Origin of the sequence: Sulfurospirillum sp. SCADC (assembly GCF_000743525.1) — a bacterium.
Lineage (GTDB): Bacteria > Campylobacterota > Campylobacteria > Campylobacterales > Sulfurospirillaceae > Sulfurospirillum.
This window is the reverse complement of the sequence record NZ_JQGK01000010.1, coordinates 44,859-69,600: the sequence shown is the minus strand read 5'-3', so window position 1 is coordinate 69,600 and position 24,742 is coordinate 44,859. Positions and strand designations below refer to the sequence as shown.

25 protein-coding genes are annotated in these 24,742 nt (G+C 35.5%); all 25 read right to left on the bottom strand.

Translation table 11 applies throughout. From position 1 onward, the window contains the following. Positions 1-2: 2 nt before the first annotated feature. Genes JU57_RS07805 through JU57_RS07685 form a run of 25 tightly spaced genes read right to left on the bottom strand, consistent with a single transcriptional unit; the run spans position 3 to position 24,686 of the window. Positions 3-866, bottom strand: coding sequence for a glycosyltransferase family 2 protein (locus JU57_RS07805; protein WP_294876640.1), 864 nt, complete (start codon positions 864-866; stop codon positions 3-5). Continuing rightward, positions 859-2,202: an ATP-binding protein gene (locus JU57_RS07800; protein WP_037959244.1), complete on the bottom strand. Its 1,344-nt coding sequence runs from the start codon at positions 2,200-2,202 to the stop codon at positions 859-861. Before JU57_RS07800 ends, JU57_RS07805 begins: the two co-directional genes overlap by 8 nt. Next, complete coding sequence (locus JU57_RS07795) at positions 2,199-3,161, bottom strand: hypothetical protein (RefSeq protein ID WP_037959243.1); 963 nt, start codon at positions 3,159-3,161, stop codon at positions 2,199-2,201. The genes JU57_RS07800 and JU57_RS07795 overlap by 4 nt, the downstream gene beginning before the upstream one ends. Before the next feature lies 1 nt (position 3,162). Further along, positions 3,163-4,317: a glycosyltransferase family 1 protein gene (locus JU57_RS07790; RefSeq protein WP_051906720.1), complete on the bottom strand. Its 1,155-nt coding sequence runs from the start codon at positions 4,315-4,317 to the stop codon at positions 3,163-3,165. Further along, positions 4,310-5,230, bottom strand: a complete 921-nt coding sequence (locus JU57_RS07785; protein WP_037959241.1) for an NAD(P)-dependent oxidoreductase — start codon at positions 5,228-5,230, stop codon at positions 4,310-4,312. Before JU57_RS07785 ends, JU57_RS07790 begins: the two co-directional genes overlap by 8 nt. Further along, a complete protein-coding gene (locus tag JU57_RS07780) occupies positions 5,223-5,834 on the bottom strand; it encodes an acyltransferase (protein WP_037959238.1) in 612 nt (203 codons plus the stop codon). Before JU57_RS07780 ends, JU57_RS07785 begins: the two co-directional genes overlap by 8 nt. Continuing rightward, positions 5,812-7,095 (bottom strand): hypothetical protein, encoded by a 1,284-nt coding sequence (locus JU57_RS07775; RefSeq protein ID WP_037959236.1) that lies wholly within the window; start codon positions 7,093-7,095, stop codon positions 5,812-5,814. Before JU57_RS07775 ends, JU57_RS07780 begins: the two co-directional genes overlap by 23 nt. Continuing rightward, a complete protein-coding gene (locus JU57_RS07770; protein WP_037959234.1) occupies positions 7,085-8,026 on the bottom strand; it encodes a glycosyltransferase family 2 protein in 942 nt (313 codons plus the stop codon). Before JU57_RS07770 ends, JU57_RS07775 begins: the two co-directional genes overlap by 11 nt. Beyond that, positions 8,023-9,039 (bottom strand): GDP-mannose 4,6-dehydratase, encoded by a 1,017-nt coding sequence (locus tag JU57_RS07765; protein ID WP_037959232.1) that lies wholly within the window; start codon positions 9,037-9,039, stop codon positions 8,023-8,025. The genes JU57_RS07770 and JU57_RS07765 overlap by 4 nt, the downstream gene beginning before the upstream one ends. Next, positions 9,036-9,548 carry a hypothetical protein gene (locus JU57_RS07760; RefSeq protein ID WP_037959231.1) on the bottom strand — a complete coding sequence of 171 codons (513 nt, stop codon included), beginning with the start codon at positions 9,546-9,548 and terminating at the stop codon, positions 9,036-9,038. The genes JU57_RS07765 and JU57_RS07760 overlap by 4 nt, the downstream gene beginning before the upstream one ends. Then, positions 9,541-10,563: an AAA family ATPase gene (locus JU57_RS07755; protein ID WP_037959230.1), complete on the bottom strand. Its 1,023-nt coding sequence runs from the start codon at positions 10,561-10,563 to the stop codon at positions 9,541-9,543. The genes JU57_RS07760 and JU57_RS07755 overlap by 8 nt, the downstream gene beginning before the upstream one ends. 10 nt (positions 10,564-10,573) lie before the next feature. Next, positions 10,574-11,905 carry a lipopolysaccharide biosynthesis protein RfbH gene (rfbH, locus tag JU57_RS07750; RefSeq protein WP_037959339.1) on the bottom strand — a complete coding sequence of 444 codons (1,332 nt, stop codon included), beginning with the start codon at positions 11,903-11,905 and terminating at the stop codon, positions 10,574-10,576. A gap of 1 nt (position 11,906) precedes the next feature. Then, a complete protein-coding gene (locus tag JU57_RS07745; protein WP_037959228.1) occupies positions 11,907-12,797 on the bottom strand; it encodes an NAD(P)-dependent oxidoreductase in 891 nt (296 codons plus the stop codon). Positions 12,798-12,803: 6 nt separating this feature from the next. Further along, the gene (locus JU57_RS07740; protein ID WP_294876623.1) at positions 12,804-13,349 is read right to left on the bottom strand and encodes a dTDP-4-dehydrorhamnose 3,5-epimerase family protein; all 546 of its coding nucleotides are present in this window, start codon (positions 13,347-13,349) and stop codon (positions 12,804-12,806) included. Continuing rightward, positions 13,346-14,440, bottom strand: coding sequence for a CDP-glucose 4,6-dehydratase (gene rfbG / locus JU57_RS07735; RefSeq protein WP_037959225.1), 1,095 nt, complete (start codon positions 14,438-14,440; stop codon positions 13,346-13,348). The genes JU57_RS07740 and rfbG overlap by 4 nt, the downstream gene beginning before the upstream one ends. Beyond that, a complete protein-coding gene (rfbF, locus tag JU57_RS07730; RefSeq protein WP_037959222.1) occupies positions 14,440-15,213 on the bottom strand; it encodes a glucose-1-phosphate cytidylyltransferase in 774 nt (257 codons plus the stop codon). Before rfbF ends, rfbG begins: the two co-directional genes overlap by 1 nt. Further along, a complete protein-coding gene (locus JU57_RS07725; RefSeq protein WP_037959335.1) occupies positions 15,210-16,178 on the bottom strand; it encodes a GDP-L-fucose synthase in 969 nt (322 codons plus the stop codon). Before JU57_RS07725 ends, rfbF begins: the two co-directional genes overlap by 4 nt. Positions 16,179-16,189: 11 nt before the next feature. Beyond that, positions 16,190-17,308: a GDP-mannose 4,6-dehydratase gene (gene gmd, locus JU57_RS07720; RefSeq protein ID WP_037959221.1), complete on the bottom strand. Its 1,119-nt coding sequence runs from the start codon at positions 17,306-17,308 to the stop codon at positions 16,190-16,192. Continuing rightward, entirely contained in the window at positions 17,305-18,636 is a 1,332-nt protein-coding gene (locus JU57_RS07715; protein ID WP_037959218.1) for a mannose-1-phosphate guanylyltransferase/mannose-6-phosphate isomerase, read from the bottom strand. The genes gmd and JU57_RS07715 overlap by 4 nt, the downstream gene beginning before the upstream one ends. A gap of 11 nt (positions 18,637-18,647) precedes the next feature. Then, positions 18,648-19,814: a nucleotide sugar dehydrogenase gene (locus JU57_RS07710; protein ID WP_037959215.1), complete on the bottom strand. Its 1,167-nt coding sequence runs from the start codon at positions 19,812-19,814 to the stop codon at positions 18,648-18,650. Between the two features lie 13 nt (positions 19,815-19,827). Next, positions 19,828-20,646 carry a DNA ligase gene (locus tag JU57_RS07705; protein WP_037959210.1) on the bottom strand — a complete coding sequence of 273 codons (819 nt, stop codon included), beginning with the start codon at positions 20,644-20,646 and terminating at the stop codon, positions 19,828-19,830. Next, positions 20,647-21,669 (bottom strand): dTDP-glucose 4,6-dehydratase, encoded by a 1,023-nt coding sequence (rfbB, locus tag JU57_RS07700; RefSeq protein ID WP_037959207.1) that lies wholly within the window; start codon positions 21,667-21,669, stop codon positions 20,647-20,649. Then, positions 21,666-22,529 carry a glucose-1-phosphate thymidylyltransferase RfbA gene (gene rfbA / locus JU57_RS07695; protein ID WP_037959204.1) on the bottom strand — a complete coding sequence of 288 codons (864 nt, stop codon included), beginning with the start codon at positions 22,527-22,529 and terminating at the stop codon, positions 21,666-21,668. Before rfbA ends, rfbB begins: the two co-directional genes overlap by 4 nt. Before the next feature lies 1 nt (position 22,530). Further along, entirely contained in the window at positions 22,531-23,901 is a 1,371-nt protein-coding gene (locus tag JU57_RS07690) for a phosphomannomutase/phosphoglucomutase (protein WP_037959201.1), read from the bottom strand. Continuing rightward, positions 23,898-24,686, bottom strand: a complete 789-nt coding sequence (locus JU57_RS07685) for a 3'-5' exonuclease (RefSeq protein WP_037959199.1) — start codon at positions 24,684-24,686, stop codon at positions 23,898-23,900. The genes JU57_RS07690 and JU57_RS07685 overlap by 4 nt, the downstream gene beginning before the upstream one ends. Positions 24,687-24,742: the final 56 nt, after the last annotated feature.

Genomic DNA, 24,742 nt, shown 5'->3' with positions numbered 1-24,742 from the left:
CATTAATGAAATATCTTTCTGAAATAAAGTTTTATCAATAAAATAGCTGTATTTATATATACAAGAATTGGATTAACTTTATGGTTTAAAAGCAATTTATGATTTTCAACATATGACTTCAATCCACCACTTTGTCCGCCAAGACGAAACACTCCAGTTGCAAAATTTAGTTTTTTAAACTTTATTTTATTTTCTATTAATCGCAACGTAAAATCATAATCGGCACTTAATTTGTAGCATAAATCATAAAGACCAATTTTTTGGTAAATCTCTTTTTTAATGAACATTGTTGGATGTAAAAATGGCATATGTCCAAATAATTTATACTTCCAATGTTCCACACCAAGCGAATTTACTCTACCACTATTGAGTCCATGTTCATCTATTAAATCCAAATCGGAAAATGTAAACATAAAGTTATCATTGAGCTTCAATTCATTTACAACTTTTTGTAAAGTATCCGTGTAAATAAAATCATCTGCGTTCACTATACCGATAATATCGCCTTGACATAGTTTTATCCCTTTATTCATAGCATCATAAATCCCATTATCCTTTTCACTTACCCAATAATCAATTTTATCTTCATATCGTTTGATAATATCCAAAGTCCCATCTGTTGAGCCCCCATCAATAATAATATATTCAACATTCTCATAAGTTTGATTTATTACGCTTGTTATAGTCTCTTCGAGATACTTTTCACCATTAAAAACCACTGTTATGACAGAGATAAGTGGCTTCTTCTCATATGACTTTTTAAAATGCCCCTTTGTCCTTTGTCCACCCTCACCTTTTCTATTTTCACCCTCGGATAAAAACAATTTTGAATTATCTTCTTTTTCATTTAAAATTAAGTCAGTCATTTCTTTTTCTCATTTTATATTTTTGGTTTGAGCTTTTTGGTTTATCTGGAATCGTTAATTCTATGCGTTGCATTTCTAGTAAATGTTTTAGAGCTTGCTTGAGTCCGTCAGATAAACTTTTTAAACCTAGTTTATTTACCAGCTGAGCGGAAGAAAGGTTTTCTTCTTTTAAAAATTCTAAAATTTTTATTTCTGTTTCGTTGCAATCAACTTGGGCCTCAACTTGGGCCTCAATACTTGGACGATAAACGATAAATACAAAGTTCCCACCTTGTATCTGAAATTTTGGTAAAGAAAGTCCAACTTCTTTACAAATTCTTATAATATCAACTGTTCCGCTCCCTACTTTTTCTATATAGTGTGCTAAAAATAATGACTCTGCGATAAGAGGATTTGCGGGAATAGAGCTATGTTCAGAAAAAAGATCCGCAATCGTCATATTTGGAGGGAGATACCCAGGATTCCAGATCTCCACTCTATCACTAAATACCATCACTTGGATACTGCCATTGCTCGTATAGTCTCGATGCGCAATAGCATTGATAATGGCTTCACTTAAAATTGCTGCTGGTATCTCATAGTTTACGGCAACATCGTTACTTTTTTCTCTTGTCCCAATATTGCGATTGAGTTTTGACATAACAAAATCGAGTGCTTGATCTGCAAGCTCAAAAAGTGAACCTTTATAAATTTGATACGATGGGATAGGCTTTGCTACATTTTTACCATGGAAATGAAGACATTTGACTTCTGAGCTTATGAAAAATCGCTGTGGTGCTTTACCGAAAAGCAAAATAGCAGAATTTGTCAATCGATTTTCATATGCTAAATTCATTTGTTTCAAAACTTTTTCTTTTGGATTAGCAGATGAAATAGCAAACTTTCTAGCATTTTTTGCTTTTTCAAGAAATGTTTCAACTTTATCTGAATCAATATCATCCCATGTAGCTCCATCGCAAAAAGCTTTATCAAATGGCACATTGCCAAGTTTACCCATGCTCTCTAAAAATGCGATCAAGCTAGAATATACTTCAGCTATAAGCTCTGCGATGCTTTCAAATCGTTTTCTTACAACTTCACTTTGCACCGTTAGTATAAAATTTTGTGCCCCATATCTATCTCCTAAAAGACCAATATATATAGTACTAGCTTCTACTTCTTTATGATAAAGCTCTTGCGAAGTACTATCCACTGCTGGTGAAGCCTCAAAAATAAAAATATCAAAAAACTTTCTAAGCAATACATCGCCTTCAATATACGCCTTAAGAGCTTTTCGTTCTTTCCCAAACTCTTTTTGATGGCTGCTTAAAAATATTTTGTATTGAGTTTTATTCATTGGGATTTCTCTCTAAAAAGCTCATCAACCACTCTTAGTCCAAGCTCAGTTAAACCAACATCACCAAAATTGTCTAAGATAATTTTCTTGGCAACTAAAGACTGTATCGCTTTTTCTGAAGTAACTTTTTTAGTATTTTTATTTTTAAAAACCATTTCCTTAAACTGATTTTTATTCATCTTGCTATCTGTTTCAAAAAAAGACTTCAAGATAATTTTTTCATCCTCTTCAAGCAATGATATTAGTTTATAAAATTCATCTTCTTGTCTATTTTGAACATCATTTACTATTTTTTCTAAGCCAGTTTTTGGCTTTTTAGTTGCTTCTGCATGCTTCTGAGTCTGGTTTACTTTTGCTTCCAAACTTGCAACTTGCTTTTTAAGCTGCTCTATTTCTCCACCTCTATCAGCTACTTTCTTTTGTGCTTCGATGAGTTCACTTTTTAGTTTTTCATTATCTTGTGCTATTCTTTTTTCAAAACCACTTTCTAACTCTTTACTTTTATCTTCATATTGTTTGATTAAACTAGCTTCTTTTGTCTCGTATCTTTTTTTGATAGTATCTAATTCTTCAATTTTTTTATCTAGTTGAAGTTGTAGCTCTGCATTTTCTCTTAGTATTTCATTCGCCCTTTCTTGAAGAAGCGGTGTTTTATCTTGAATTTGTTGCTGTATATAGTTCATAAGTCTTCTATATTGTAAAGTAGCCCAATAAAAAACAGCCTGAGCCAATGGAAAAACCAATGTATATCCCAATGCCCAATACAGTGGAGTATATCTATCTACGATATCATAACTCATCATCTCAATTTTTTGTGTTATAGCTAACTCTGGATCAAAAAATATTAAAAACAACTTTGCATTAAAATAGACAAAAAAGAAAAAATACGAAGCCAAAAAAGGAGTGTATTTTATATCATAAAGTCTGGCTTTTATTGAGTCTTTGATATCTTTATGCATCTTAATCAAACAACCTCTTGAATAAAACTCCTTCAACTATATTGACATATTTTTCAGCAAAACTTTTAGTTCTTTCTTCTAAACTCCCTATCTTATTAATATTTTGGATGCTATAATTCATCAAAATATGTTTTAAATCTTCGACACTATTTCTTTCAAAAAATATTGCTTCGGGATACTGCTCTTTATGCACATCCAAGTCTGATAAAATCATATTTTTTCCTACACTTTTACACTCTTCCACCGTAGAACTCCATCCCTCAAAAAGAGATGGATTTATCACCGCTTTAGAAAACTTCATAAGTGAAAATACATCTTCATAATCAATCAAACCCAACAATCGAATATGTTTTTCTAAATCATTTTCTACTACAAATGTTTTTATTTCATCAATATGAGTTTTATTTCTATAATCATCCAAATGTCCTGTACATACAAGGCAAATTTCTATATGTTCTTTTTTAAGTTCATTTATAGCTTTAAAAACAACCATGTGATTTTTATGCTTCCAAAATTGGTTTGGCATATAAAAGAAGCCATCTTCTATGTCATATTTATTTAATAAACGTTTTTTATCATCATCATTCAATTCAAAATACCTTGAGTCTGGTTGCGAAACAAACTGCAAAACTTTTATTTTATTTTCATGGCTAGGTGCAAAATTTTTTAAATCTTCTAAAGCATCATAGCTGCTAAGGATAACTGCATCACTTTTTGTTATTATCTTCCTAAAATTTATATTTCTATTTTTTATTTCTTTTTCTGAAAACATTTGTGGCAAGTGTAAATGCTGAAAGTCTGGTATCCAATTTATTGTTTTTATATCTTTTAAATTTGTAACTGATGCATGTGAAAGTACTTGAATACGATATTTTTTTAATACATTTTCAAGTAAACAATTAGTTTTAAATACTTTTTGCTCTATCTTCATCATAAACCATTTTAGACTTTTTCTATCAAACATTCTATCTTCAACTACAGTAGCATATTCTTTAAACATACTTTTAATTTCAGTATCTGTTTTTTTTCCTATAAATACAAATATTTTTAATTTCTTTTCTTCAACAGAATCAAGTGCAAAAAGTAAATTTCTAAAATAATTAAATCCGCCCATCCACTCTTTTGAAACAGCACCTATAAATCCAACGTTAATCACTTAAATCCTTTGCCCACTCTACATAATTTTTTATCTCTTGTTCAAAACCTTTAACTGCTTTAAAACCATAGTTTTTAAGTTTTTGAGTATCTGCCCAATAATATATTGGATTTCCTGTATTTACTTGATTATTAAACGCTATACTAATTGATGGATTTATTTGATCTCTTATCATTTCTACTACATTTTTAATATTATATTTATTACCTGTTCCACCATTTATAAGTACAAATCTATCTTCTTTTTTCAATAAAATATCAAATAAAAATAAAACATCATTTATGTGGATAAAATCTCTTGTCTCTTCACCCGTTCCCCAAAAAATAACTTTTTCTTTAGCATTTTCTATCTTTTGACAAGCATCCCAAAGCAACTGCTTTTTAAGTCCATTTCCATACACTGAAAAAAGTCTTATGATCGATACTTTTAAATTATATTTTTCTGAGTAACTCTGGCACAAATCCTCTGCAATTTTTTTATGATAACCATATGGCGATGCTGGTTTTCCAATATAATCTTCTTGTATTGGAGTATCAGGATGTTCACCTTGAACAGCAGGACTTGATGGATAGATGAGATGAGCATTTGGATTATACACTCTCATATACTCCAAAACCTCTAAAGTTCCATCTATTGTTTTTTTGAAATCTTCATAAGGATAGTCAATCGAAAAACCAACAGAACCACTACCCCCACAATGAACTATCACGTCAAAAGTTTGTTCAAACTCTAAAATAGCCTTGATAAATACATTATCTTTTTTCCAAAAATCAAGTCCTATCTCTTTTGACTCTTCTACAGATAATCCACCATGACCGATACCATAAGTTTCATATCCTAAAGCCTTAAAATGTTTAGCTACATTTGAGCCTACAAAACCTTTAGCTCCAGTAATTAATATTTTTTTATTCATTTCTAAGCCTTTTAACAATAACTGCTGGATTTCCAGCTACCATTGTCCATGGTTCTACATTTTGCCGAACAACACTTCTAGCTCCCACAATTGCTCCTTCGCCTACCGTAACACCTGCTAATATTACACTATCAAAACCAATCCAAACATTATTTTCTATATGTATTGGTTTTGATTTGACTACATTCCAATCTTTAGAATATATAAAATTTCTACCGTTTTTATAGTCATCATTTTGTCGTTCTATATCTTTTTGTCGTTCACGATAATCTAGCGAATGCGAGTTATGGTCATACAAAGTACATCCCCATGCAATTGTCACATTATTTCCGATGGTGATTTTACTTCTTGAAATTAAACTTGTGCCACCATTGATAAAGGTATTGTTTCCTACTTCTATTTCACCTTCATCTGACTCAAAAATGAAACTACATCCAACCATAGTATTATTTCCAATACTTACTTTATTTTGTTTGTCTTTGCCATCAAACCTAAATGTACACGATTTCAAAAGAATTGTATTCTCAGCAAGCAGAATATTTTGGTATTTTTTAATAAATCGATATGGATTATAAAAAAGTTTATTTAATATTTGTTTTATCATTTAGTAATATTCCTTGTTTAATTAATTTATATGCATGTATATTGCAATATAGTGCTGCAGGTATTGTTAAAATAAACGCAGCAATTGGGATAGAAGAAATTTCATAATTGCTATTTATTAAGCATATTGATAAAGGTGGCATTATAATTGTTGCTGCTATTGATATAAAAAGTTGATATGTAATTTTTTCAAAAGAATTCAAAACAACTGCGCCACAATAAGCAATGGCCTGAATAGAAACCAACAAAGCAAACCAAATTGTCTCACTTTGGGATACATTTATTTTACTATCTGTCCAAAGTGAAATAATTTGTGGAGCTACAAATGAGAACGCAATGCTACAAATGAAAAAAATAATTGCTAACCCAATCATGATAAAATATAATTTTAGAATTGTATGAAAATCTTTTTTTTCAAAATTATGGCTAATTTCAGGCCAAAACACTGCTATACCTATATTAAAAACACCCAATCCTGCAAGAAATATTTTATTTATTACATCAAAATGTGCTGCACTTATTGCATTTAAATAAGCAAAAACGATTATTGTTCCCATTGAATAAAGAACTAAAGAAGATAGTTGTAAACCGAAAAATTTGATGCCCATTTTGATTCTAAAAAAGTTAAGTTTACTCCTTGAAATATACTTAAAATCAATCCAACTAATTTCGACAATCTTCATTGCTGATAACCAAATTAAAAAGGTTGATAACATATAACTTGCAACAAATAAAATAGCTAGGTAAACTATTTCTAGTTTTAATTCAAAAAAATTTACTGTTAAAATAGCAATAAAAAACAATAAAGTACTTAAAAACAAAAGTCCTGATTCTAAAGCAATCTTTCTCGCCCCTTGCAATATAGGACTACCTAGTTTAATAGGAAACATCAAAATAAATGGAATAAATAGGATTAATGAAAGATAAATATTATCAGCTAAAATCTCAATAAATGAAAATAAAAATACAAAAAGCATCAAAAGAATAAATGAAAAAAAGAATGTAATTTTTAAAACTTGATATGTTTCAAGCTGTGCTTCTTCAATTGTGTTATTAGCCAATGATTTAGAAACCGTATTTTTCAAAGCATAACCTAGTCCAAAATCAAACAGACCAATCCATACTAGTAAAGATGTAAATGCAACCCAGAGTCCATATTTTTCCACACCTAAAACATTAATCAATAATGGTACGAGTGTTAGAGAAATTAATAATCCTAATATCTTGTATATTATTGAATAAGAAAAATTTTTAGCTAACAAACAAAGCCTTTATTTTTGATAATATCAATGTCTTAAAAATTCTTATTTTTGTTTTAAACATTGCATTCTTAGGATATCTACAAGATAAAAAGTAATCAGAAACTTTTGAATATTTTTTATTTTTGTATAAATTATTTAATCCTGCTAAAAGATTTCTAGCATAAATTTCATCTTTATATTTTCCCCAATCAAAAGTATTTTGAGCATCTGTAAGTTTACTCTTTGCAAGTTCAATTATTTTATTTGTCCAAATATCAATCTCATTCATCCAATGATTAGTTGCAATTTTTTGATCAGTTAAACTTCCATTCCAAACTCTATAAGAAGAGACTATTTTGGGAATAAAAGCAACCTTGCCAAGCAATAATGACCTTTGAATTAATTCACTATCTGCCGCAGTTAGAGTAAAATTCTTTTCATCAAAATAACCTATTTTATCTAGAAAACTTTTTTTAAAAAACACACTAGGCATTCTTACATTAACACCGTATAAAAACTCGTTCAATCCTTCTGGATAATCATAAACTTTTAATTCTTTTGGGCAATAACTACCAATAACATTATCATGTTCATCTATAAAATTATTTCCAAAAATAAACACATCTATATCATCTAAAGAATTGATAGTTTGTTTAATAAATTCAAAAGATCCAATATTATATAAATCATCATCGGACGGAATAGCTAGATAGCAACTTTCATCAATATTTCTTATCGATGCATTCCAATTATAAAAAATATCTAAAACAATTTCATTTTTAACAATAGAAATGTTTTCATATTGCTCATTGAACTTATCAGGCAAGAAAGATCCATTATCACTAATAGATATATTAATGTCTTTTGGTATTGAATTTACAAGTTTTGTTAATAGAATCTCTCTATTGTATGTTGGAATCGCAATAGTAACTAATGGAATTTCACTATTCATTTGCTCACCCACTCAATCATTTTTCTCACACCTTCTTCTTTAGAAACTTTTGGTTCCCAACCTATTAACTCTTTTGCTTTTGATATATCTGCTACAAATACTCTTTGGTCTGATTCTCTTGGAGGTAGTTGTGTATAGGTCATCTTGATATCTAGTTCCGTTTCTAGGAAACTAAAAAGTTCAAGAAGTGAAGATGAGTTTTGTATCCCTCCACCTACATTAAAAGCTTGTCCTTTTATGGTATCTATCTTTTGTGAAGCTTTTAAGTATAAATCTACACAATCACTTGCATATAGTAAATCTCTTACTTGCTTCCCATTTCCTGAAATTGTAAATGGTTCTTTTAGAGTATTTGTTTTTATCTCAATTGCTTTTTGAGTGAACCATCCAAGCCAACCTTGGTCATAAGTGGCAAACTGTCTTCCTCCAAACATAGATGAGTGTCTAAACACTGCTGTTTTGATGCCATAAATTCTTGCAAAGTCTAGCATGTACTGGTCTGCACTTCCTTTTGAAGTTCCATAAGGAGAGTGAAAGTCAAGATTTACACTCTCATCAAAGCCATTTGGCTTCTCTATACATTCGTATCGACTCTGCGTTTCTTTGTATGTGAATTGCTCTAAGTCTCCATAGACTTTGTTTGTAGACGAGTAGATAATTGTACTCTCTGGGCTATAGAGTCTCACTGCGTTTAAGAGATTAAAACTTCCTCCTACATTTACCTCCATATCCATTCTAGGATCAGCTATAGAGGTAGTCATCGCCACTTGACCCGCGAGATGATAGATCACATCAGGTTTATGAGTTTTTATAGTTCGCTCAACATCGTTAGTGTTTCGTATGTCGCCATGAATGAAGATAAACTTACCTTGACTCTCTAGCCACTCTTTGTTTTGATAACTACCATATCTATAAAGGCTATCAAACACTATAAGTTCATCGCCTTGTTCTAAAATCTTACTTGCAATGTTTGAACCTAAAAATCCACATCCACCTGTTATTAAGTATTTCATATATTTGCTCCTATCAACTTATATTTTCTTGCTCTGCTTTCATTTAACACCATAATATGAGAGTAATTGATATCCCATATTTTTCGCTCTATCTCCAAAGACTTTTTAAATTTTTGACTTATTTGTTCTAACAATTCATCTGGAAGTTTTGGTATGACCAGTATTAGTTTAATCGGCAACAATAAATCTTCTTTACTCTTGAGGTTTTTTGCCAAAGAGTTTTTAAGAGAAGAATGTCTTCCACAAATAGTGCTAACCCATAGAGTCAAAGAGTGAATCATCTTACGTCTAATCTCCTCAAAAAAACCATCAGACTCTTTTGGGATAGAACTTTTTGCTTCTAAAAAAATCACAGAAGATGTACCAGTTTTATGTTTGAGAATAAATTCTACTTTATTTATACCATCACCATAGTCCAGATCTGTTAGAACCTTTTCTATTAGAAATACATTATCTTGCTTAAATGCACCAAAAGTCACTCCAGATTCTACGATATTAACTCTATCCATCTATTCCAACTTCTAGCTCTTCGTCAAACAACCTTATGGATTCGTTTATTATTTCATTGTCTGGAATTCCATTTTTGAGGTTTTCTTGCTTCCATCCATCATCTTCATTGGGTAAAAATATTGGTAAATCTATATTCTTTTTCTTCGCGATTAGATAAAGTTTTTTGACTACAAAAAACGAATGTGTAGCCATAAAAAACTGTATCCCTTTTTCTGCCAAGATAGAAATTATTTCTAGCAATTGGCTTATCGCTACAGGATGCAATGCCGATTCTGGCTCGTCTATAAATATCACAGATGATGGAGATAAATATCTATTTCCAAGCAGAGTATCTAGTATGGCAATTTTTTTAATTCCCTCTGCTGTTGTATTGATAGAAAACTTACTATTCCCTTTTTTATATATCCATTTGTCGCTACTTGTATCAAACTCTATTTTACCTTGAAACATTTTTTCAAGACTATTTCTTGAAGTTTTAAATGCTTCGTAGTTTCTTCCCATTTGAGTTGGATTTTGTAAAGCCAAAACCAAATCAACATAAGTAGCATCAAATCCAAAAGATTTATCTTGCAATCCTGACTTTAGTATCACTTTTGAAAGTGTTAGAACTTCTTTTGGAGGTAAAAAAATTGAGTTCGCTTCTCTTTTTGAAAGATTATTATGAAGTGATGATATTTTTTTGTTTGTGTCTTGTCCTATTTCAAAAGCTAAGCTAGTATTATCACTCATAGTCACAGATGCTTTAAGTCTACTTCCGCTACCTTTTTGAACTAAATCACTCAATTTTTCGATTTGAAAAGTCCAATAAAGCTTGTCGCTCAATACTTCATCAAATTCTCTTCTATCATCACCTTTATTATACTCCTCTTGCGAACGAACAAGAGAATATAAAGATTTGAGTAAAAATGTTTTTCCAACACTATTTGAACCGATTATCAAGTTTATATTTGATAGTGAGCTACTTTTGACTTCGCTAAGTGGTCCAAATTTTTCAAATGAAAATTGCTTTATCATCTTTTTGCCTTTACTTGCTTTTTACAAACTCTCTAATCTTCTCAACCATATACCCTATAGCCTCATCACCCATACCAGGATACAAACCTATCCAAAAACTATCAGTCATAATCTTATCGGTCACACTCAGTTCGCCAACTATTCTATAATCTGTGTTTAGCACCATGCTATCAAACATCGGGTGTCGTGTCATATTTCCCGCAAAGAGGTTTCTAGTCTGGATATTGTTGTCTTCTAAAAACTCTACTATCTCATTTCGTGTGAATTTTGCATTATCTGCAAGTGTCATCATAAATCCAAACCAGCTAGGGTCTGCGTTTGGTTGCGTTTCTACAAGTTGGAGTTCTTTTAAGTCTTTAAGTCCATCATAGAGTTTCTTTTGATTTTCTTTTCTTTTTATCACAAAGCTTGGGAATTTCTCGAGCTGAGCCACACCAACCGCTGCTTGCATATCTGAAACTTTTAGATTAAATCCAAAGTGGCTGTAAACGTATTTATGATCATAGCCTTTTGGCAAAGTCCCAAAACTTTGAGAAAATCTACATCCACAAGTATTGTCAACACCACTTTCACACCAACAGTCACGCCCCCAGTCTCTCATACTCAGCATAATCTTTTTGAGCAGAGGATTGTCCGTATAAGTAGCTCCACCTTCACCCATCGTCATATGATGTGGAGGATAAAATGAACTTGTCCCTATATCTCCCCAAGTTCCAGTAGGTTTTCCCTCATAAGTAGAGCCTAAAGCATCGCAGTTATCCTCTATAAGCCAAAGGTTGTGTTTGTCACAGAACTCTTTTACCGCTCTTAGATTAAATGGATTTCCAAGAGTATGGGCGATCATAACAGCTTTTGTTTTTGGACTAAGGGCAAGGTCAAGTTTTGTGACATCGATATTTGCATATGTGAGTTCCATATCTACAAATACAGGTACTGCACCATATTGGACGATCGGAGCTACAGTTGTAGGAAACCCAGCAGCTACAGTGATGACTTCATCACCTCTTTTGACTTGTCTCTCTTTGAGCAATGGTGACGTGAGTGCATAAAAGGCGAGCAAATTAGCAGAACTGCCGCTATTGACTAAGAATGCCCATCTTACATGTAAAAACTTTGCTAACTCTTTTTCAAACTTTTTAGAGTAATCCCCATACGTTAACCAAAAATCAAGCGAGCTATCAACTAGATTGATCATCTCTTTTTCATCAAAGACACGACCTGCATAATTAACGCGACTTTCTCCCTCAACAAACGGTTTAGTTTGATTTTTTTTATGCACAAGTTCATAATATTCTTTTGTTTTTTCTAAAATCTCATGTTTTAGCTGTTGTTCTTTCGTCATTCTAATTATTCCCAACTGTTTTTTTAATTGCATCTCGTAACGTATGACGTTGTATCCAACCAGGAACAACTTCTCCCTGAGTCCAAGGTATCATCACTTCTCTCTCTCGATAATCTCTAGCACCCCAAACGATATTGAGTTTTTTTGAGGTTGCTTCCTCAAAAAGTTTTGAGATATCGTGTAATGACATTCTTTCATTGGATGTCACTGCAAATGTTTTATTTTGAAACTCTTGGCAGTTATCAGAATTTAAATGCCCAATTAAAAGCTCATACGCATACACGACATCATCAATATACGATATATCAATAAGCTGCTCACCTTTTGACATTTCTAAAGTATCGCCATTTTTTGAGATTTTATCCCAAAGATTAAATACTTTATTTCGGGTATCATCTTTACCAAATGTATCACATAACTTAAGTGTTGAAAAAACAAGACTTGAAGTTTCAGTGTAATACTTCGCTATCATTGAAAATGCTTCTTTTGTTGCAGCATATAAATTGACAGGGTTATAAGGCTCATCGTGATAATTTTGCCAAAATGTTCCTGTATTAATGAACCATTTCACATTAGTGGCTTTTGAAGCCTCTAATAGTTCTGTGCCAAATTGAATATTGGAGTGAACCAACGGATGAATATCACAAGGGCGATGTGTTGCCAAAAACAATGAGGCTAAATGGACAACTCCATCAAATTTTTCATCTTTAAAAAAAGCAATCAATTTTTCTATATCTGAATCGTATTCAAATAATGTAATTCTCTTATCTATCTGTAAAATATCACTTTGAGACCTAACAAGCGCATATAAATTATAATTATTATGCGCTAGTAAGCATTTTGTCAAGTTCTGCCCTATAAAACCCGTGACACCTGTTATTAAAATTTTCATACCATACTACTCGTCGATAAAAGGAGACTCAAATGCGTCAAAGGGAGCAAAAGCATTGTCGCGCTCTGACATTTTTGGATCAGTACATTTCCAGTCAAAATTAAAGGAATTGTACTTGATGCCACAATCGTGTTCTTGACTATAACCTGTGGTTTGCATATACACAACATTGGTGTTATTTTCTAAAGATTTAAAACCATGCGCCAAACCTTTCGGTACGATCAAAACCTTTCCATTAGAGGCAGAGATCTCTGTAGAAAAATAGTGACCATAGGTCGGAGAGTTTTTTCTAATATCTAAAACAACATCAAGAATACTGCCGCAAGGTACATAAATGAGTTTAATATGTTCATGAGGAGGAATTTGAAAGTGCATCCCTCTTATAACATCTTGATGCGAAATAGAATAATAGGTCTCTTTAATATCAATGACTAATCCATTCTCTTGAAAAAAGCTATCGGTAAATGTTTTGATAAACATACCTCTGCTGTCTCGAAAAATATTGGGCTCTATAATTTTAAGACCCTTTATGAATGTGTCATTAATTTTCATAATGTCCACTCAATCTTTTTACATGTAGCATCTTTAATGTAATTCTCTAAATCTTCTTGCGTCAAAATTTCATTTTTTTCGTAAAAGGCTTTATACCATTTTACAGTCTTCTCAAATGTTTTTTCACTCTCCCAAACGTCCTTCCAATGAAGCTTTATATGCGCTTTTGAACAATCTAATTTCAAAAGATTAGCCTCATGAAGCTGATTCGGTACTTGATTGATCTCATAGTCAATTTTATCCCAATGCTGTTTTACATGTAAAACAACCTCTTCAACGCAAATACTTCCTTCATCACTTGGTCCGAAATTCCAAGCCTCTCCAAATGCTACTTTCTCTTCAAGCAGTTTTTGCCCTACCTGTAAATAGCCGCTAAGTGGTTCAAGCACGTGTTGCCAAGGCCTGGTCGCTTTCGGATTGCGGATGCTCACTTTTTTCCCTTGTGAAACAGAGAGCATAATATCGCTCATCAGCCTATCTTGAGCCCAATCTCCACCACCAATGACATTCCCTGCTCGACACGTTGCAAGCAGTGTTTGATGCGATTTTTTATAGTCATTGATATTAAAATAGGAGTTTCGATAAGAGTTTGCTAGCAAATCGGCACACCCCTTTGATGCACTATAAGGATCATACCCACCCATTGGGTCATTTTCTCGATATCCCCAAACCCACTCTCTGTTCTCATAGGCTTTATCACTCGTGATATTCATAATGGCTTTGACCTGATGTTTACGACACACCTCAAAGACTTTAAGGGTACCCATGACATTAGTCTCATAGGTTTCTATTGGATTTGAATAAGAAGGTCTGACCAGTGCTTGTGCAGCAAGATGAAAAACGATATCTGGTTTGTAGGTTGCAAATGTGTGATCAAGCTTTTCTAAATCTCTTATATCTCCTAGAACAGAGACTATATCCAAATTTAAAAGTTCAAGATGATTGGGAGTTGTAGGAGCAGATAAAGAGTAGCCTATAACATTAGCCCCCATTTGTTTTAGCCAGTAAACAAGCCAAGAACCTTTAAAGCCTGTATGCCCTGTGACTAAAACAGTTTTATCTTTATAAATTCCACCAAAAAGATGTTGCATTACCAAACTTTCCATGGGGCTTTGCCACTATCCCAAAGCTTTTGTAATTCTTGTTTATCTCTTAAAGTATCCATTGGTTTCCAAAAACCATTATGCCTGAATGTAAAAATTTCACCATCTTTAGCTAAGTTTTGAAGAGGAGACTGCTCAAAAATAGTACTATCTCCCTCCGTAATATAATCAAATACTTTAGGTTCGCATACAAAAAATCCTGCATTAATCCATCCACCATCACCTTTTGGTTTTTCAAGGAAATGTGTTACTTGGCTATTGTCTGCAATATTGAGAGCGCCAAAACGTGCATCTGGTTGTGCACTTGTCATTGTCATGGCTTTCCCATGAGATTTATGAAATTTGACAAGTTCTTCAATATTAATATCACTAACACCATCACCATAGGTCAGCATAAAAGGCTTATTACCAATAAAATCTTGAGCTTTTTTAACACGTCCACCCGTCATACTATCTAGTCCTGTATCAAGAAGTGTGACTTTCCATGGTTCACTGGAATTATTGTGTACTTGCATAGATCCATCAGACATATCTATCGTAACATCACTCTGGTGTAAAAAATAATTTGCAAAGAATTCTTTAATGTAATAACCTTTGTAGCCAAGCAGTATTACAAACTCATTAAAACCATAATGAGAATATATTTTCATGATATGCCATAAAATGGGTTTACTCCCAATATCTACCATAGGTTTTGGGCGAATATCAGTCTCTTCAGAAAGTCTCGTACCAAATCCACCTGCTAATAGTAATACTTTCATTTTTGTAGTCCTTGCAATACAAAAAGCCCATAGACTGTTTTGACACCTTCTTCCAATTCCATCTTATGCTTCCATCCCAAAGCATGCAATTTTGAAGAATCGCAGAGTTTTAACATAGTTCCATCTGGTTTTGAGGTATTGTAAACAAGCTTTCCTTCATATCCAATAACTTTTTGAATCAATTCCGCTAATTCTTGAATGCTGACATCTGTGCCTGTCCCTATATTGATGTGTGTATTACGAGCTTCTTGTTTACCTTGCACAACGTCTTTAAAATCAACCTTTTCCATAATAAAAACACACGCATCTGCCATATCTTCAGAGTATAAAAACTCTCGTCTTGGCTTTCCACTTCCCCAAATCTCGACTTCTTTATCGCCTTTTTGTTTTGCTTCATGAATTTTACGAATAAGTGCAGGAAGAACATGCGATGTTTGAAGATCAAAATTATCATTAGGCCCATAGAGATTCGTAGGCATAACAGAGATAAAGTTGGTCCCGTATTGAAGATTATAACTCTCACACATTTTGATACCTGAAATTTTGGCTATTGCATAAGGCTCATTGGTATATTCAAGCTCACTTGTGAGCAAAGCGTCTTCATTCATTGGCTGTGGTGCATTTTTAGGGTAAATACATGTAGAGCCTAAAAAGAGCAATTTTTTGACGCCATGTACATAGCTTTGATGAATCACGTTATTTTGAATTTGCATATTTTCATACATAAAATCAGCTCTTAACGTATTGTTCGCAACAATGCCTCCTACTTTGGCAGCAGCTAAAATAACATACTCAGGTTTTTCATGCGCAAAGAACTCTAAAACGGCCTGTTGATTGGTCAAATCAAGCTCAGCATGGGTTCGGGTGATGATGTTTGTATACCCTTTACATGTAAGGTTTTTAACAATAGCAGAACCCACAAGACCGCGATGCCCTGCGACGTAAATTTTAGACGTTTTTTCCATCATCTTACTCATTACTCAAAATAACTCATAATTTTATAGCCACCCTCTTTGAGGTAAACATCTTTGGTCATCAATTTAAGATCACTTTTCATCATGTCATTAACCAAATCTTCAAGATTGTGTTCTCTTGTCCATCCTAATTTTTGCTCTGCTTTACTGGGGTCTCCTAAAAGCAGATCGACTTCGGTTGGTCTAAAATAGCGTGGGTCAACCGCCACGACCTCTTTACCAATTGCTACTTGATAAAGTGGATTGGAACACGATTTTACGACACCCATTTCATTGACACCTTCGCCTTTAAACTCAAGTTCAATGCCACAATACCCAAATGCCATACGCACAAAATCGCGCACCATTGTTGTTTGACCAGTAGCGATTACCCAGTCTTCGGGTTCGTCTGCTTGGAGAATCATCCACATCATACGCACGTAATCTTTTGCATGCCCCCAATCACGTTTGGCATTGAGGTTTCCAAGGTAGAGTTTATCTTGTAATCCAAGGGCGATTTTACTCGCCGCACGTGTGATTTTACGGGTGACAAAGGTCTCACCACGTACAGGACTTTCATGGTTAAATAAAATGCCATTGCAGGCAAACATCCCATACGCTTCTCTGTAATTTACTGTAATCCAATAGGCATACATTTTAGCTACGGCATAAGGACTTCTCGGATAAAACGGTGTGGTTTCTTTTTGAGGCGTTTCTTGCACTTTACCATAGAGTTCTGAGGTACTCGCTTGGTAGATTTTTGTCTTTTTTTCTAACCCTAAAAGACGCACCGCTTCTAAGATACGAAGCGTTCCTGTACCATCGGCATTGGCTACGTATTCAGGTGTTTCAAACGAAACAGCCACGTGACTCATCGCCGCAAGATTATAAATCTCATCAGGTTGCGTTTCTTGGATGATACGCGTTAAATTCATACTATCGGTCATATCGCCATGATGCAAAATAAGGTTTCTATTTTCAACATGGGGGTCTTGGTAAAGATGGTCGATTCTATCAGTATTGAAAAGTGAACTTCGTCGTTTTAGACCATGAACGATGTAGCCTTTTTTGAGCAAAAATTCTGCTAAATAACTGCCATCTTGCCCTGTGATCCCTGTAATAAGTGCAACTTTTTGATTCATACATTTCCCCTTTTATAATCATCTTCTATTCTTACAATATCATCTTCACCTGTATAACTGCCCACTTGTGCTTCAATAAGAATCAGTGGGATTTTGCCTTGATTTTCAAGACGGTGAATCTCTCCAGCCTTAATATAAGTCGATTCATTTTCTCTCACAAGAAAGATCTTCTCTTCGACTTGAACCGTTGCTGTTCCACTCACGACGATCCAGTGTTCATTTCGGTGAAAGTGCTTTTGAAGACTCAAACGTTTGCCTGACTTCACCATAATTTTTTTAATTTTATAGCCTAATTTATCTTCTAATACGGTAAATGTTCCCCAAGGACGATGCGTCGTTTTATGCGTTGTCGTGAGTTCAACATTCTCTTTTTTAAGCGCATTTACAATCTCTTTGACCTTTTGAGAACTCCCTTTATGGCTAATCAACAGTGCATCTTCGGTATCGATCACAATCAAATCGTGCACATCAATCAGGCTTACATGTTTAGAGGACATAATAAAATTATTGCTCGCATCATTGTCCAGTTCTTGGCAAAGCGCATCAAAGCTTCCTACATCACTCCAGCCTATATCGCTAGGAACCACTTTCACTTTTTGACTTTTTTCCATCACTGCATAATCAATGCTATCTTCAGGAATAGAAAGCATATCATCATGAAGAATACGAATCATGCCATCACTCTTCGCATTTTCATACGCTTTTTTACATGTAAGAAAAATTTGCGGTGCATACGCTTCAAGTTCACTCAAAAAAACACCGGCTTTAAAGCAAAACATACCACTGTTCCAGTAGTAATTTCTAGCTTTAAGATACGCCTCTGCCGTTTTACAATCAGGTTTTTCATGAAAAGCTTTCACATCGGTGCCACTTGCTTCTATATATCCAAATCCTGTCTCAGCAAAGGTGGGTTTGATACCAAAGGTCACTAAAAAACCCTCTTTGGCTAAAATCTTAGCTTCCTCAATCACTTTTTTATAGGCTTTTTGATCTTTAATCAAATGATCACTTGGCGTTACCAGTACGATCTCTTCTTTATCTAAAGCCATGCAAGCAAGCGCAATAGCAGGAGCCGTATTGCGACCAATGGGTTCGAGTAAATAGCGATTGTTGAATTTTCCAAGCTCTTCGAGTTGATCGAGTGCTAAAAAATATTGCTCACTGTTAGAAACTATAAATTGCTCGCTGCAAAGAGTGCTATTACGCTCAATCGTCAACTGAAAAAGAGACTTATGCTCGAATAATTTTACAAATTGCTTTGGCATGAGCGTACGACTGAGTGGCCATAACCTTGTGCCACTTCCACCACAGAGTATTAAATTAGTCACATTTTTCCCTTTTAATCTTTACCAAATAAATCTCTCGTATACACTTTTTCTTCAACATCTTCAAGTTCAGAGGAGAGGCGGTTTGAGACAATGACATCACATATTTTTTTAAACTCATCCAAATTCTTTACTACGCGAGAGTTAAAAAAATTTTCTTCTTCTAAAACAGGTTCATACACGACGACTTCAATCCCTTTGGCTTTAATGCGCTTCATTACACCCTGAATGGAAGAGGTTCGAAAATTATCACTTCCTGCTTTCATAATAAGGCGATGAATGCCTACGACTTTTGGATGCTTTTTGATAATAGAATCTGCGATAAAATCTTTACGCGTACTATTGGAATCCACAATGGCACGAATAAGATTATTGGGCACTTCATTGTAGTTGGCTAAAAGTTGTTTGGTGTCTTTGGGCAGACAGTATCCACCATAACCAAAAGAAGGATTGTTGTAAAAATTCCCAATGCGAGGGTCTAAACAAACGCCTTCGATAATCTCTTTGGTGTTCAGTCCATGAATCTGCGCATAGGAGTCAAGCTCGTTAAAAAAGGCAACGCGCATAGCAAGGTAGGTGTTAGCAAACAGTTTGATGGCTTCCGCTTCCGTTGATTCGGTAAACTCAACGGCAATATCTTTTTTAATGGCACCTTCAACCAGTAAGGCTGCAAACGTGTGTGCTCTCTCGCTCTTTTCTCCCACGACAATGCGTGAAGGGTAGAGATTGTCATACAACGCTTTGCCTTCACGCAAAAATTCAGGAGCAAAAATAATGTTTTGAGTATTGAAACGCTCACGTATACTTTTGGTGTAACCCACAGGAATGGTTGATTTGATCACCATCGTTGCGCTCGGATTATAGGTCAAAATATCCTTAATGACACTCTCAATCGATTTGGTATTAAAGTAATTGGTTTCAGGGTCATAGTCTGTTGGTGTTGCGATGATAATAAACTCGGCATTTGCGTACGCCTCTTCTTTATCCAGCGTTGCTCTAAAACGAAGTGGTTTTTCTCTTAAATACGCTTCAATCTCTTTATCCTCAATCGGAGAGATTTTGGCATTAATCATCTCTATTTTTTCAGGAATAATATCAAGGGCTACCACGTCATGATGTTGTGCCAATAAAATACCGTTTGAAAGCCCGACATACCCTGTTCCAACTATGGCTATTTTCATTAAATTCTCATCCTTATATCTCTTCTTTCATTCTTATATACACAGGAAAACGTGGCTTTCCGCCTTTGGTAATCTCTTGAAATTTATAGGTAATCTTCGCGCCAATGACAGGAGGATTTTTACGCTCAGATTCGCTAAAACCTGAGCCGATGTCAAACATCACACCTTTGTCCGTTTTACATGTAAGCGAGCCGAAGCTGTTTTTGTACTTGCCTTCACCTTTGTGATGCTCCACAACTTCGCATTCGGCGTCTTGAAAGCTTTTCACTTTCAGGCTATTTGGGTCACGCTTGGCGACGTATTTGGTATCGGGATTGCGCACGACAATGCCCTCTCCTCCACTTTTTTCAACCTCAGTAAGGAAGCGTTTGAGATCATCATTATCTTTACATGTAAACTGTTTTGCAATTCTAAGATAATCCGCTTGATTGAGTTTGAGATAATACTCTAACTTTCCTAAACGCTGGATCAAACCACCGTTTTCAGTGGGAACATCAAAGGCGTAAAACGCGATAGTTTTCCAGCCATCGTGGGGCTCTTTTTTCTTGACAATGGAGATGATGTTTTCAAAATCGCCTCGTTTGCTCCAAAGCTCGCCATCCACCGCAAAAGGAGGAAATCCTTCGGTAAACCAAGCAGGAGCAGAGAGTTCAATACCACCACGTGAGATCAGTTTTTGCCCATCCCAATAGGCTCTCACGCCATCCATCTTTTCACTCATCAACCACCCAGAGACATTTTGATCCTTCAACTCTTGCAAAAGCATCAGCTCAGGCTTGGCACCGAACAGCGCACTGATTAAAACGAGCCAAGAGAGAATCAATCGCTTCATTTATGCCTCTGCTTTGTATTTTTTCAAATACCATTGAATCGTCTTAAGTATGCCCGATTCAAAATTTTCTTCCGCTTCCCAGCCCAGTTTGGTCTCAATCTTCGTCGCATCAATGGCGTAACGCCTGTCATGCCCTGCTCGATCTTCCACAAAGCTGATCTGCTCTTTGTACGAGGTCGCTTTGGGTTTTAAAGTGTCTAAAATTTCACAGATTTTATGCGCGATATAAAGATTATCGCGCTCATTGCGTCCACCGATATTGTAGGTCTCGCCTCTGTTTCCCTCATGAAAAACAAGGTCGATGCCTTTGCAATGATCTAAGACATACAGCCAATCGCGGATATTTTGACCATCACCGTAAATGGGAATGAGTTGATTGCTTAGCGCTTTTCGTATGATGGTAGGAATGAGTTTTTCATCGTGTTGTTTAGGACCATAGTTATTGGAACAATTGGTGATGACCGTATTCATCCCATAGGTGTGATGATAGGCTCGTACGATCATATCGCTTCCTGCTTTGGACGCGGAGTAAGGAGAATTAGGTGCGTAACTGGTTGTTTCTGTAAAAAGTCCCGTAGCCCCTAATGTTCCATAGACTTCATCGGTAGAGATATGATGAAAACGACACTCCTCATATCCTTCTTTAAGCACAAAGGGTTTTTCCATCCACGTTTTATACGCCACGTCAATCAAGGTAAAGGTTCCATTCACATTGGTCTCGATAAACACACCTGGATTTTTGATGGAATTATCCACATGCGACTCTGCGGCAAAGTGAATCACACCTTGGATTGAATATTTTTCAAACAAGGATTCGACTAAAGCTCGATCGCAAATATCGCCTTGTACAAAGGTGTACCGCGGTTCATCTTCCACTTCGCTAAGGTTTTCTACATTTCCAGCATACGTGAGAAGGTCTAAATTAATGAGGTGATACTCTTGGTATTGATCTAAGAAATAAGGGACAAAGTTGGAGCCGATAAACCCTGCACAGCCGGTAACTAAGATGTACTTTTGACTCATTTAACCAACTCCTTAAGGTATTCACCGTATCCATTTTTACTCAGAGGCTTAGCGATCTCTAAAATTTGCTCTTTGCTAATCCAGCCATAATTGTAAGCGATCTCTTCCAAACAAGCGATCTTATAACCTTGGCGTTTTTCAATCGTTTGGACAAATAAACCAGCCTCCAACAGACTCTCATGCGTTCCCGTATCGAGCCACGCAAATCCACGTCCTAATACTTCTACCTGTAAATCTCCACGTTTCAAATACGCATCATTCACATCGGTAATTTCTAACTCGCCACGCTCACTTGGCTTAACCGCTTTTGCGATTTCAATCACACTATTATCGTAGAAATAAAGCCCCGTGACGGCAAAAGGAGATTTGGGATTTTTAGGTTTTTCTTCGATGCTGATTGCTTTTTGATTTTCATCAAATTCCACGACACCAAAACGTTGCGGATCTTTGACTTGATAGCCAAACACAATCGCACCTTTTTCGAGTTTGGCTGCATTTTGAAGCAGTGGGGTAAAGCCTTGCCCGTAGAAGATATTATCGCCCAAGATCAAGCAGACACTATCGTTTCCGATAAACGCTTCGCCTAAAAGAAACGCTTGCGCAAGCCCATCGGGACTCGGCTGAATTTTATAGGAAAGGGAAAGTCCCCAATGACTTCCATCACCAAAAAGCTCTTCAAATTTGCCAATATCCTGAGGTGTTGAGATAATCAAGATTTCACGAATTCCTGCCAACATCAAGACAGAAAGCGGATAATAGATCATCGGTTTATCGTAAATGGGCAACAGCTGTTTGCTGATCGTTTGCGTCACAGGATAAAGTCTCGTTCCACTTCCTCCTGCTAGGATAATGCCTTTCATTTTAGTGAAGCTCTGCTTTCGCCGTTGCAATAAGCTCGTTCAACTTTTTCTCATACAATTTCGCGTTATCCGCATTGGTCGATTCAAAACGAGTCACTAAAACGGGTGTTGTATTACTCGCTCTGACCAATCCCCAACCATCGTTAAAGATCACTCTGACACCATCGACATCGACAATCTCTTTAATAGCAGGAAAATCTTTTGGAGGGTTTTTAAGAAGCTCTTTGACCTTGTCAACGAGGGGAAATTTATCACTTTCATTGGTCTCGACTTTAAGCTCTTCGGTGGAGTAAACCACAGGTAATTTGGCGATTTCAGCATCGACATCCAAACCATTTTTTACCATTTCAATCATACGAAGTGTTGCATAAATCGCATCGTCATAACCAAAATAACGGTCATTAAAAAAGAGGTGACCACTGACTTCCGCTGCAAAATCGGCATTGGTTTGAGCGATCATCACTTTAAGGTTACTATGCCCTGTTTTATACATAATCGCTTTGCCACGCTTGTTGATCTCATCGTACATCACTTGCGAACATTTCACTTCACCGATAACGGTTGGGTTTTTCATAGCACTGGAGAAAAGAATTGCCATAATGTCACCCTTGACATTATTGTGCTTCGTCAAAAACGCCAATCTATCGGCATCGCCATCATACGCAAACCCAAGCGCATACTCACCCTCAAGCTCTTTTTTAATATCTTTGAGATTTTTCTCTACGGTTGGGTCGGGGTGGTGATTTGGGAACGTGCCATCTGGGTCTGTGTACAAACCTTTACATGTAAAGCCTAAAGCTTTGAAAACATCTTGCACCACAACGCCTGCGACGCCATTGCCACAGTCATAGACAAACGGCTGTTTAAAGCCTTTAAGATGGTCAAACTCTTTGATAAGATAGGCGATATAACGCTCTTTGGCATTGATAAACGCAGAGCTTAAATCATCTTCGATTTCCAACTCGTAATTTTGGATAATTTCACGACCCAGCGCGTAAATATCTTCGCCAAAAAAGGGCTTTTTATCAATCGTGATTTTAAAACCATTGTATTCACTTGGGTTGTGAGAACCGGTGATCATAATAGAAGCGTTAGGGTTCACACCATCGAAGTTTTGAAAGTTACTAAAGTAATTGACCGGCGTTGCAACCAGTCCCATCGTCAAAACTTTACACCCTGCTTTGTTCAAACCACTCGTAAGATACTCGCACAAAATCGGTGAATGTGAACGCGCGTCATAGCCAATCGCAACATTTTTGCCCACTTTGACAATCTGCTTTCCTAAAAAATACCCAATGAGTTTAACCGTTTGCTCATTCAACTCTTTTTCGTAAATGCCTCTAATGTCATACTCTCTAAAAATCGTTTTCAATGGTTCTCCTTGTACAATTCTTCTTCAATTGCGATGCCAAAGACGTCTGTATAAGACTTATCGACGTGCAAATTTTCCTGCATTGTAACCAATGCACGCTGATAATCCTCTATAATGAGGTTCCCTTTTAAGAGTTCATACTTTAAAAATAGCCAATAGGTGTTAAGCACATCGCTTTCGCAATACTCCTTGATTTTTTCGATTTCACCCGCATAATAAAGCTCCATCACTTGATCGCCATGGACATCGTATTTGCCAGGAAGTCCGACCATCGAGCAGACGTGATCGAGTTTAAGCCCACGCACGGCGCCAAATTCGCACAGATGATCGAGTAAATCCACATGAAAGCGATCACTGTAGCGCGCACGGTAATTTTCCCATTTGTTTTTATTGAGCTCTTTGTTATCCTGCTCAAAATACGCGTTACATGTAAGATTGTATTGCATAGCACGAAGCATGAGAAGTGGCATATCAAAGCTACGCCCGTTAAAACTGACTAACTTTGGATTGTGTTTGTTGATGAAGCCTAAAAAACTTTTGATCATCTCATGTTCGCTGACTCCCTCAATGCTACTCACCTTGCGAAAGATGCCAAAATCATCAGCAATCACAGCCGAAATCGCTACAATTTTATGAAAGCAAAGCGGTAAGAAGCTGCTTCCACTCTTTGCTTCTTGTTCACTTTGCGCTAAAAGCGAAACCTCATGATCGTCTCCTTCAAGGCTTAGGACACTTCGAATTAGCGTGGTATCAGGGATGGTCTCTATATCGAATACACAGATCATTAAGTACCTCTTTGGCTCAGTTTAGATAGAATAGACTTTTTTAATCACCCATTGAA

What these genes read in the sequence shown, in the direction of transcription:
- JU57_RS07805 (WP_294876640.1), bottom strand. Translation starts at nt 866, where the DNA reads ATGACTGACTTAATTTTAAATGAAAAAGAAGATAATTCAAAATTGTTT.
- JU57_RS07800 (WP_037959244.1), bottom strand. Translation starts at nt 2,202, where the DNA reads ATGAATAAAACTCAATACAAAATATTTTTAAGCAGCCATCAAAAAGAG.
- JU57_RS07795 (WP_037959243.1), bottom strand. Translation starts at nt 3,161, where the DNA reads ATGCATAAAGATATCAAAGACTCAATAAAAGCCAGACTTTATGATATA.
- JU57_RS07785 (WP_037959241.1), bottom strand. Translation starts at nt 5,230, where the DNA reads ATGAATAAAAAAATATTAATTACTGGAGCTAAAGGTTTTGTAGGCTCA.
- JU57_RS07780 (WP_037959238.1), bottom strand. Translation starts at nt 5,834, where the DNA reads ATGATAAAACAAATATTAAATAAACTTTTTTATAATCCATATCGATTT.
- JU57_RS07770 (WP_037959234.1), bottom strand. Translation starts at nt 8,026, where the DNA reads ATGAATAGTGAAATTCCATTAGTTACTATTGCGATTCCAACATACAAT.
- JU57_RS07765 (WP_037959232.1), bottom strand. Translation starts at nt 9,039, where the DNA reads ATGAAATACTTAATAACAGGTGGATGTGGATTTTTAGGTTCAAACATT.
- JU57_RS07760 (WP_037959231.1), bottom strand. Translation starts at nt 9,548, where the DNA reads ATGGATAGAGTTAATATCGTAGAATCTGGAGTGACTTTTGGTGCATTT.
- JU57_RS07755 (WP_037959230.1), bottom strand. Translation starts at nt 10,563, where the DNA reads ATGATAAAGCAATTTTCATTTGAAAAATTTGGACCACTTAGCGAAGTC.
- rfbH (WP_037959339.1), bottom strand. Translation starts at nt 11,905, where the DNA reads ATGACGAAAGAACAACAGCTAAAACATGAGATTTTAGAAAAAACAAAA.
- JU57_RS07745 (WP_037959228.1), bottom strand. Translation starts at nt 12,797, where the DNA reads ATGAAAATTTTAATAACAGGTGTCACGGGTTTTATAGGGCAGAACTTG.
- JU57_RS07740 (WP_294876623.1), bottom strand. Translation starts at nt 13,349, where the DNA reads ATGAAAATTAATGACACATTCATAAAGGGTCTTAAAATTATAGAGCCC.
- rfbG (WP_037959225.1), bottom strand. Translation starts at nt 14,440, where the DNA reads ATGCAACATCTTTTTGGTGGAATTTATAAAGATAAAACTGTTTTAGTC.
- rfbF (WP_037959222.1), bottom strand. Translation starts at nt 15,213, where the DNA reads ATGAAAGTATTACTATTAGCAGGTGGATTTGGTACGAGACTTTCTGAA.
- JU57_RS07725 (WP_037959335.1), bottom strand. Translation starts at nt 16,178, where the DNA reads ATGGAAAAAACGTCTAAAATTTACGTCGCAGGGCATCGCGGTCTTGTG.
- gmd (WP_037959221.1), bottom strand. Translation starts at nt 17,308, where the DNA reads ATGAATCAAAAAGTTGCACTTATTACAGGGATCACAGGGCAAGATGGC.
- JU57_RS07710 (WP_037959215.1), bottom strand. Translation starts at nt 19,814, where the DNA reads ATGAAAATAGCCATAGTTGGAACAGGGTATGTCGGGCTTTCAAACGGT.
- JU57_RS07705 (WP_037959210.1), bottom strand. Translation starts at nt 20,646, where the DNA reads ATGAAGCGATTGATTCTCTCTTGGCTCGTTTTAATCAGTGCGCTGTTC.
- rfbB (WP_037959207.1), bottom strand. Translation starts at nt 21,669, where the DNA reads ATGAGTCAAAAGTACATCTTAGTTACCGGCTGTGCAGGGTTTATCGGC.
- rfbA (WP_037959204.1), bottom strand. Translation starts at nt 22,529, where the DNA reads ATGAAAGGCATTATCCTAGCAGGAGGAAGTGGAACGAGACTTTATCCT.
- JU57_RS07685 (WP_037959199.1), bottom strand. Translation starts at nt 24,686, where the DNA reads ATGATCTGTGTATTCGATATAGAGACCATCCCTGATACCACGCTAATT.